The 8904-nt window shown below is 71.9% G+C and carries 6 protein-coding genes; all 6 read left to right on the forward strand.

Going from position 1 to position 8904, the window contains the following annotated elements:
- Window position 1: 1 nt before the first annotated feature.
- A complete protein-coding gene (locus ACFV04_RS09420) occupies window positions 2-1654 on the forward strand; it encodes an NADH-quinone oxidoreductase subunit M (RefSeq protein WP_380344539.1) in 1653 nt (550 codons plus the stop codon).
- Window positions 1651-3288 (forward strand): NADH-quinone oxidoreductase subunit NuoN, encoded by a 1638-nt coding sequence (nuoN, locus tag ACFV04_RS09425; RefSeq protein WP_380527897.1) that lies wholly within the window; start codon window positions 1651-1653, stop codon window positions 3286-3288. The genes ACFV04_RS09420 and nuoN overlap by 4 nt, the downstream gene beginning before the upstream one ends.
- A gap of 311 nt (window positions 3289-3599) precedes the next feature.
- Entirely contained in the window at window positions 3600-4610 is a 1011-nt protein-coding gene (locus ACFV04_RS09430) for a polyprenyl synthetase family protein (RefSeq protein ID WP_380344533.1), read from the forward strand.
- 235 nt (window positions 4611-4845) lie between these two features.
- On the forward strand, window positions 4846-5508 hold the full coding sequence (locus ACFV04_RS09435; protein ID WP_360257012.1) for a response regulator transcription factor: 663 nt from the start codon (window positions 4846-4848) through the stop codon (window positions 5506-5508).
- A gap of 313 nt (window positions 5509-5821) precedes the next feature.
- Window positions 5822-7819 carry a 2-oxoacid:acceptor oxidoreductase subunit alpha gene (locus ACFV04_RS09440; protein WP_360257010.1) on the forward strand — a complete coding sequence of 666 codons (1998 nt, stop codon included), beginning with the start codon at window positions 5822-5824 and terminating at the stop codon, window positions 7817-7819.
- Entirely contained in the window at window positions 7816-8871 is a 1056-nt protein-coding gene (locus tag ACFV04_RS09445; RefSeq protein ID WP_380344530.1) for a 2-oxoacid:ferredoxin oxidoreductase subunit beta, read from the forward strand. The genes ACFV04_RS09440 and ACFV04_RS09445 overlap by 4 nt, the downstream gene beginning before the upstream one ends.
- The last annotated feature ends 33 nt before the right edge of the window (window positions 8872-8904 follow it).

Here is an 8904-nt window from a genome sequence, read left to right on the forward strand (position 1 = left end):
CATGAGCGCCCTGCTGTCCGTCACCTGCGCCGTCCCGGCGGCCGGCGCGGTGCTGACCGCCGCCCTGCCCGCCGGGTCGAACGAGGCCCGGCGCAGGACCACCAAGTCCGTCGCCCTGGGCGTCTCGGCCGTCACCCTGGTGCTGGCCGTCCTGGTGGCGGTCCGCTTCGAGCCCGGCGGCGCCCGCTACCAGCTGACCGAGTCGTACAGCTGGATCCGCTCCTTCGGCATCAGCTTCTCGCTGGGCGTGGACGGCATCGGCGCCGTCCTCGCCCTGCTCACCGCGGTCCTGGTGCCGGTGGTGATGCTCGCCTCCTGGCACGACGCCGATCCTCCCTCCTCGCCCGCCGACGGGAAGGAGGGGCCCAGCCCGGCCCGGCCCGACGGCACGTTCGAGAATCGGCGGCGGACCCAGGGCTTCTTCGCCCTGATCCTGGCGGTGGAGGCGATGGTGGTCGTCTCCTTCTACGCCACTGACGTCTTCCTCTTCTACGTGTTCTTCGAAGCCATGCTGATCCCGATGTACTTCCTGATCGGCGGCTTCGGCGACCGGGCCGGCGGCCCGGAGTCGGCGCGCCAGCGCTCCTACGCGGCCGTCAAGTTCCTGCTGTACAACCTGCTCGGCGGCCTGGTCATGCTGGCCGCCGTGATCAGCCTGTACGTGATCGCGCAGGACCAGGGCTTCGGCACCTTCGACCTGCCGACGCTCACCTCGGCGGTCGCCGACGGGAAGCTGCAGCTGTCCGGCACCGCCGAGAAGGCGCTCTTCCTGGGCTTCTTCTTCGCCTTCGCGGTGAAGGCCCCGCTGTGGCCGCTGCACACCTGGCTGCCGAACGCGATGGGCGAGGCCACCGCCGGCACCGCGGTGCTGATCACCGCGGTGGTGGACAAGGTCGGCACCTTCGCGATGCTGCGCTTCTGCCTCGGGCTGTTCCCGCACGCCTCGAAGACCTTCGCCCCGGCGATCCTGGTCCTCTCGCTGATCGGGATCGTCTACGGCGCGCTGCTGGCGATCGGCCAGAAGGACATCAAGCGGCTGGTCGCCTACGCCTCGATCTCGCACTTCGGCTTCATCATCATGGGCATCTTCGCCCTGACCAGCCAGGGCCAGAGCGGCGCCACCCTCTACATGGTCAACCACGGCCTCTCCACCGCCGCCTGGATGCTGGTGGCCGGCTTCCTGATCTCCCGCCGCGGCTCGCGCCTGATCGCCGACTACGGCGGCGTGCAGAAGGTCGCCCCGGTGCTCGCCGGGACGTTCCTGATCGGCAGCCTGGCCACCCTGTCGCTGCCCGGGCTCGCCCCGTTCGTCAGCGAGTTCCTGGTGCTGGTGGGCACCTTCACCCGCTACCCGGCGATCGGGATCGTCGCGACCTTCGGCATCGTGCTGGCCGCGCTGTACGCCCTGCTGCTGTACCAGCGCACCATGACCGGCCCGGTGAAGGAGGGCGTGCGCGCGATGCCCGACCTCAAGGCGCGCGAACTCGCCGTGGTCGCCCCGCTGGTGGCGCTGACCGTCCTGCTCGGCGTCTACCCCAAGCCGCTCACCGACCTGGTCAACCCCTCGGTGAACGCGACGCTCTCGCAGGTCCACGAGACCGACCCGGCGCCGGCCCACCCGGTCGCCGCCACCTCAGGAGGTGAGCAGAAGTGAGCCCCACCGCAGTGCTCGCCGCCGCCGGCGGCAACACCCCCAGCATCCCGGCGCCGCACATCGAGTACGGCCAACTCTCCCCGATGCTGGTGGTGTTCGGCGCCGCCGTGGCCGGGGTCCTGGTGGAGGCCTTCGTGCCCCGCCGGTACCGGCACTGGACGCAGGTGACGATCGCGCTGGCCGGCCTGGTCGGCGCCTTCGTCGCCGTGGTGGTGCTCGCCGTGCAGAGCCACGGCTTCACCCGGATCGACCTGCTGGCCATGGAGTCGGTCGCGCTGGACGGCCCGGCGCTGTTCCTGCAGGGCGTGATCCTGCTGGCCTCGGTGGTCGCGGTGCTCACCTACGCCGAACGGCGGCTGGAGCCCAAGGCCGGCGGCCTGCCCGCCGACGCCTTCGCCGCCCAGGCCGCCGCCACGCCCGGCGGCGAACAGGAGCGGGCCGCGGTCCGGGCCGGCTTCGCCACCACCGAGGTCTTCCCGCTCACCATGTTCGCGGTCGGCGGGATGCTGCTGTTCCCCGCCGCCAACGACCTGCTGACCATGTTCGTGGCGCTGGAGGTCTTCTCCCTGCCGCTGTACCTGCTGTGCGCCCTGGCCCGCCGCCGCCGGCTGCTGTCCCAGGAGGCGGCGGTCAAGTACTTCCTGCTCGGCGCCTTCGCCTCGGCGTTCTTCCTGTTCGGCACCGCGCTGCTGTACGGCTACGCGGGCAGCGTGAAGCTCGGCGACATCGGGGACGTCATCTCCGGCAAGGCGATGACCACCCCCGCGCAGCTCAGCAGCACCCGGAGCGACGTGCTGGTGCTGACCGGCCTGGCGCTGCTGGCGGTGGGCCTGCTGTTCAAGGTCGCGGCGGTGCCCTTCCACTCCTGGACCCCGGACGTCTACCAGGGCGCGCCGACCCCGGTGACCGGCTTCATGGCGGCGGCGACCAAGGTCGCGGCCTTCGGGGCCTTCCTGCGGCTGTTCTACGTGGCCTTCCCCGGCCTGCGGCTGGACTGGCGGCCCGTGATGTGGGGCGTGGCGATCCTGACCATGGTGGTGGGCGCGCTGCTGGCGGTGACCCAGCAGGACGTCAAGCGGCTGCTGGCGTACTCCTCGATCGCGCACGCCGGGTTCATCCTGACCGGCGTGATCGCCGTCAACAAGCAGGGCATCTCCTCCGTGTTGTTCTACCTGCTGGCGTACTCCTTCGTGACGCTCGGCGCGTTCGCCGTGGTCACCCTGGTGCGCGACTCCAAGGGGGAGGCGACCCACCTGTCCAGCTGGGCCGGGCTCGGGCGGCGGTCCCCGCTGGTCGCGGCGGTGTTCGCGCTGTTCCTGCTGGCCTTCGCCGGCATCCCGCTGACCTCCGGCTTCACCGGGAAGTTCGCGGTCTTCCAGGCTGCGGCGAGCGGCGGGGCGACACCGTTGGTGATCGTCGGTGTGCTGAGCTCGGCGGTGGCCGCGTTCTTCTACATCAGGGTCATCGTGCTGATGTTCTTCTCGGACCCGCAGCCGGGCGGCCCCACCGTGGCCGTCCCGAGCGCCTTCACGGCGACCGCGATCGGGGTGGGGGTGCTGGTCACGCTGGGTCTCGGCCTGCTGCCGCAGTACTTCCTCGACCTCGCGTCGAAGGCCTCGCTGTTCGTGCGCTGACCCGGCGCGTCCACCGAAAACCGACGAACACCCGTCCGGGCCGCGCCCCGTCCGCGCGGCCCGGACGGGTGTTTGTCGACAGCCGGGGCCGGAGCGTTCCGGCGGCTCTCCCGCCTTTATTTCCAGCCGAATTCGCCCCCACCGCCGCATGGCCCGCGCAGCCGCCCTGACCAGGGCATCCGGCCCGATCATGACAGGATCCGCACGCCCGTGCAGTGATCCACTCGCGACCGGATACCCTGCCTGTATGGCCAGCGGCGGCACTCAGGGACCAGGCCGCTAGATCGACCAGGGACAGAGGAGTGGTCTTCGTGACCGTCGTGGAACCCTTCGGGCTCAGCGTGCAGGACCGCGACCTGACCCGGGACGTCCAGGCCGGACTGGAGGCGGTGGAGGCGGCGCTCGGCGAGGCCGTCAAGAGCGACGTCCCCTTCATCACCGTCACGGCCAGTCACCTCCTCGAAGCCGGCGGCAAGCGCTTCCGCCCGCTGCTCCTGCTGCTCGCCGCCCAGTTCGGCGACCAGGGGGCGCCCGGCGTGGTGCCGGCCGCCGTCGTCGTCGAGCTGACCCACCTGGCCACGCTGTACCACGACGACGTCATGGACGAGGCCCCGGTGCGCCGCGGCGCCCCGAGTGCCAACTCCCGCTGGGACAACTCGGTCGCCATCCTCACCGGCGACTTCCTGTTCTCCCGCGCCTCCCAGGTGCTGGCCGACCTCGGCCCGGAGGCCGTGCGGATGCAGGCCGAGGCCTTCGAGCGGCTGGTCACCGGTCAGATCCTGGAGACCCGCGGCCCCGGCCCGGAGACGGACCCCCTGCTGCACTACCTGGACGTGCTGGAGGGCAAGACCGGCTCGCTGATCGCGGTCTCCTGCCGGATAGGAGCACTGATGGCCGGTGCCGAGCCCGCCCTGGTGGACACCCTCGGCGAGTTCGGCGAGCGGATCGGCATCGCCTTCCAGCTGGCCGACGACGTGCTCGACATCGCCAGCGACGGCCACGAGTCCGGCAAGACCCCCGGCACCGACCTGCGCGAGGGCGTGCCCACCCTGCCGACCCTGCTGCTGCAGCAGATGCCGGCCGACCCGGCGGACCCGGACGACGCCCGGCTGCGCGAACTGCTCGCCCAGGACCTCGTGGACGACGAGCTGCACGCCGAGGCGCTGCGCCTGATGCGGGCCCACCCCGCGCTGGAGCGCGCCCGCGCGGAGACGCTGCGCCGCGCCGAGGAGGCCCGGGCGCTGCTCGCGCCGCTGCCGGACTGTGCGGCGAAGGCGGCCCTGGAGGGCCTGTGCGACGCGGTGGCCATCCGCACGATGTGACGCGCCGGCCGTTCGCGGCGCGCCGGCCGTCCGCACCCCCTGACGCGGTTTCCGGTACGACCGGCCCGGGCTCTCGGTACGACCGGGCCCGGGCCGGTCGCGTTCCGGGTCCGGTTCGCGCCGGACCGCCCCGGAACCCGCGTCCGGGGGCGGCCGGTTCGCGCATCGGGGACGACCGGCCCCCGGGATGGGGGAGACTGGCTTCCGTCAGCTCGCCCCAGCCGGGAAGGTCGCCATGCGTCGCGTCGTCATCGCCGAGGACTCCGTACTGCTGCGGGAGGGACTGACCCGGCTGCTCACCGATCGCGGCCTGGAGGTCGTCGCGGGTGTCGGGGACGGTGAGGCCCTGGTGAAGACCATCCACGACCTGGCGGCGGCCGACGCGCTGCCCGACGTCGTGGTGTCCGACGTGCGGATGCCCCCGAGCCACACCGACGAGGGCCTGCGCGCCTGCGTCGAGCTGCGCGGCCACTACCCGCAGCTGAACGTGCTCGTGCTGTCGCAGTTCGTGGAGGAACGTTACGCCTCTGAACTGTTGGCCGGATCCACCCGCGGCGTCGGCTATCTCCTGAAGGACCGGGTCGCCGAGGTGCGGGAGTTCGCCGACGCGGTCGTCCGGGTCGCCGACGGCGGCACCGCGCTCGACCCCGAGGTGGTGCAGCAGCTGCTCAGCCGCAGCCGCAAGGGCGACGTTCTGGCCAACCTCACGCCCCGCGAGCGCGAGGTGCTCGGACTGATGGCCGAGGGCCGCACCAACGCGGCGGTGGCCAAGCAGCTGGTGGTCTCCGACGGCGCCGTGGAGAAGCACGTCAGCAACATATTCCTCAAGTTGGGCCTGGCCCAGAGCCCGGAGGACCACCGCCGGGTGCTGGCCGTCCTGACGTACCTCAACTCCTAGCCGACACCCCCGGCCCGACCCGCGGAACGGCCCGCGGCCCGCCTCCCGGCCGACGCGCCGGCCGCACCGGGGACGGGCGCGGCCGCAGGGCCCGGGCGCGGCCGCGGGGCCGGGAACGGCCGCCGGATCCGGAATGATCTACGGCGGCCGGACGTTGTCCATGTGTGCGGTACGGGCGCGGGCCGGTGATTTCCCGCCGCACGCGGGAGTTCCGTCCCAGGCCGACTCCACCCGCATAGGATGCGGGAGGTGCACCAGGCGGACGGGGCACGGGGCCGCGCCCGCGGTGGTGTGCCCTAGGAGGTCCGCGGCAGTGACCAGTCAGGTCGATCAGTCAGAGGCAGTGGACGGCTCGGACGGCGACGAGACCCGTGCCGGCAGCGGCGACGTGCGCCCCGGTTCGGGCGTGCCCGCCGGCCCACCCTCCCCGGGCGGCCCGGCACCCGGGCGCACCAAGCCGATCCGCAGACTCGACCGGGTGATCATCCGTTTCGCCGGAGACTCCGGTGACGGCATGCAGCTCACCGGCGACCGGTTCACCTCGGAGACGGCGTCCTTCGGCAACGACCTGTCCACGCTGCCGAACTTCCCGGCCGAGATCCGCGCCCCCGCCGGCACCCTGCCCGGCGTCTCGTCCTTCCAGCTGCACTTCGCCGACCACGACATCCTGACCCCGGGCGACGCCCCGAACGTGCTGGTCGCGATGAACCCGGCCGCGCTGAAGGCGAACCTGCCGGACCTGCCGCGCGGCGCGGAGATCATCGTCAACACCGACGAGTTCACCAAGCGCGCGCTGGCGAAGGTCGGTTACGCGGCCGACCCGCTGACCGACGGGTCACTGGACGGCTTCCACCTGCACAAGGTGCCGCTGACCACGCTGACCCTGGAAGCGCTCAAGGACAGCGGCCTGGCCCGCAAGGACGCGGAGCGGGCGAAGAACATGTTCGCCCTGGGCCTGCTGTCCTGGATGTACCACCGGCCCACGCACGGCACGGAGTCGTTCCTGCGCAGCAAGTTCGCGAAGAAGCCGCAGATCGCCGAGGCGAACGTGCACGCCTTCCGGGCGGGCTGGAACTTCGGCGAGACCACCGAGACCTTCGCGGTCTCCTACGAGGTGCCGCCGGCCAAGCTCCCGGCCGGGCGCTACCGCAACATCTCCGGAAACCTCGCCCTCTCCTACGGGCTGATCGCCGCCGGGCAGCGCTCGGGCCTGCCGCTGTACCTGGGCTCGTACCCGATCACCCCGGCCTCGGACATCCTGCACGAGCTGAGCAAGCACAAGAACTTCGGGGTCCGCACCTTCCAGGCGGAGGACGAGATCGCCGGCATCGGCGCCGCGCTCGGCGCCGCCTTCGGCGGGGCGCTCGGCGTGACCACCACCTCCGGGCCCGGGGTGGCGCTCAAGAGCGAGACGATCGGCCTGGCGGTCTCGCTCGAACTGCCGCTGCTGGTGGTCGACATCCAGCGCGGCGGCCCCTCCACCGGCCTGCCGACCAAGACCGAGCAGGCGGACCTGCTGCAGGCCATGTTCGGCCGCAACGGCGAGGCGCCGGTGCCGATCGTCGCCCCGGCCACGCCCGCGGAGTGCTTCGACGCGGCCCTGGAGGCGGCCCGGATCGCGGTCACCTACCGCACCCCGGTGTTCCTGCTCTCGGACGGCTACCTGGCCAACGGCTCGGAGCCCTGGCGGATCCCCGACGTCGACGAACTGCCGGAGATCGACCCGCGGTTCGCGACCGGCCCGAACCGCGAGGACGGCGCCTTCTGGCCGTACCTGCGGGACCCGCACACCCTCGCCCGGCCCTGGGCGGTGCCCGGCACACCCGGCCTGGAGCACCGGATCGGCGGCATCGAGAAGCAGGACGGCACCGGGAACATCTCCTACGACCCGGCCAACCACGACTTCATGGTGCGCACCCGGCAGGCCAAGGTCGACGGCATCACCGTCAAGCCGGTCGAGGTGGACGACCCGACCGGTGACGCCCGGGTGCTGGTCCTCGGCTGGGGCTCGACCTACGGTCCGATCACCGCGGCGGTGCGCCGGGTGCGCGCGGACGGCGGCGAGGTCGCCCAGGCGCACCTGCGCAACCTCAACCCCTTCCCGGCCAACCTGGGCGCGGTGCTGAGGAGTTACGAGAAGGTCATCGTGCCCGAGATGAACCTCGGGCAGCTCGCCCTGCTGCTGCGGGCGAAGTACCTGGTGGACGCCGAGTCCTACAACCAGGTGCGCGGACTGCCTTTCAAGGCGGCCCAGTTGGCGGACGTGCTGTGGGCCGCGATCGGCACCCTGGACGAGGAGGACCACCGATGAGCGAGCACCGCTTCCCGTCCCTGCGGTTGGTGCCCAAGGCCGAAGAGCCACAGGGCACAAGGGACTTCAAGACCGACCAGGAGGTGCGCTGGTGCCCCGGCTGCGGGGACTACGCGATCCTGGCGGCGGTGCAGTCCTTCATGCCGGAGCTCGGCATCAGACGGGAGAACACCGTCTTCGTCTCGGGCATCGGCTGCTCCTCGCGTTTCCCGTACTACATGAATACCTATGGAGTGCACTCGATCCACGGGCGGGCGCCGGCGATCGCGACCGGTCTGGCCGGCTCGCGGCAGGACCTCAGCGTGTGGGTGGTGACGGGTGACGGCGACGCGCTGTCGATCGGCGGCAATCACCTGATCCACGCCCTACGGCGGAACGTCAATCTGAAGATCCTCCTGTTCAACAACCGGATCTACGGCCTCACCAAGGGCCAGTACTCGCCCACCAGCGAGGTCGGCAAGATCACCAAGTCCACGCCGATGGGCTCGCTCGACGCGCCGTTCAACCCGCTGTCGCTGGCACTCGGCGCCGAGGCCACCTTCGTCGCCCGCACCATCGACTCCGACCGCCAGCACCTGCAGTCGGTACTGCGCGCGGCCGCCGAGCACGAGGGCACGGCGCTGGTGGAGATCTACCAGAACTGCAACATCTTCAACGACGGCGCCTTCGAGGTGCTGAAGGAGCCCGGCACCCGGGACGAGGCGCTGATCCGGCTGGAGCACGGGCAGCCGATCCGCTTCGGCGCGGAGGCCGCCAACGGCGTCTTCCGGGGCCCGGACGGAGAGTTGTCCACCGCGCCCGTCACGCCGGAGAACGAGGCGGACGTCCTGGTCCACGACGCGCACGCGGCCGGCCCGGCCACCGCCTTCGCGCTCTCCCGGATCGCCGACGCGGACACCCTGCACCACACGCCGATCGGTGTGCTGCGCAGCGTCCGGCGGCCCGTCTACGACGAGCTGATGGCAGGACAGCTGGCCGCCGCCACCGCCGAGCGCGGCCCGGGCGACCTGGCCGCGCTGCTGGCCGGCAACGACACCTGGACGGTGGACTGACCGCCCCCCGACGCGCGTCGGCGCCCCTCGTCC

The sequence above is a fragment of the Kitasatospora sp. NPDC059599 genome, from assembly GCF_042735125.1.
In the GTDB taxonomy this organism is placed as follows: domain Bacteria; phylum Actinomycetota; class Actinomycetes; order Streptomycetales; family Streptomycetaceae; genus Kitasatospora.

Excerpts from the sequence above, each read along its gene's own strand:
- ACFV04_RS09445 (WP_380344530.1), top strand. The coding sequence starts at position 7,816 with ATGAGCGAGCACCGCTTCCCGTCCCTGCGGTTGGTGCCCAAGGCCGAA.
- ACFV04_RS09435 (WP_360257012.1), top strand. The coding sequence starts at position 4,846 with ATGCGTCGCGTCGTCATCGCCGAGGACTCCGTACTGCTGCGGGAGGGA.
- ACFV04_RS09420 (WP_380344539.1), top strand. The coding sequence starts at position 2 with ATGAGCGCCCTGCTGTCCGTCACCTGCGCCGTCCCGGCGGCCGGCGCG.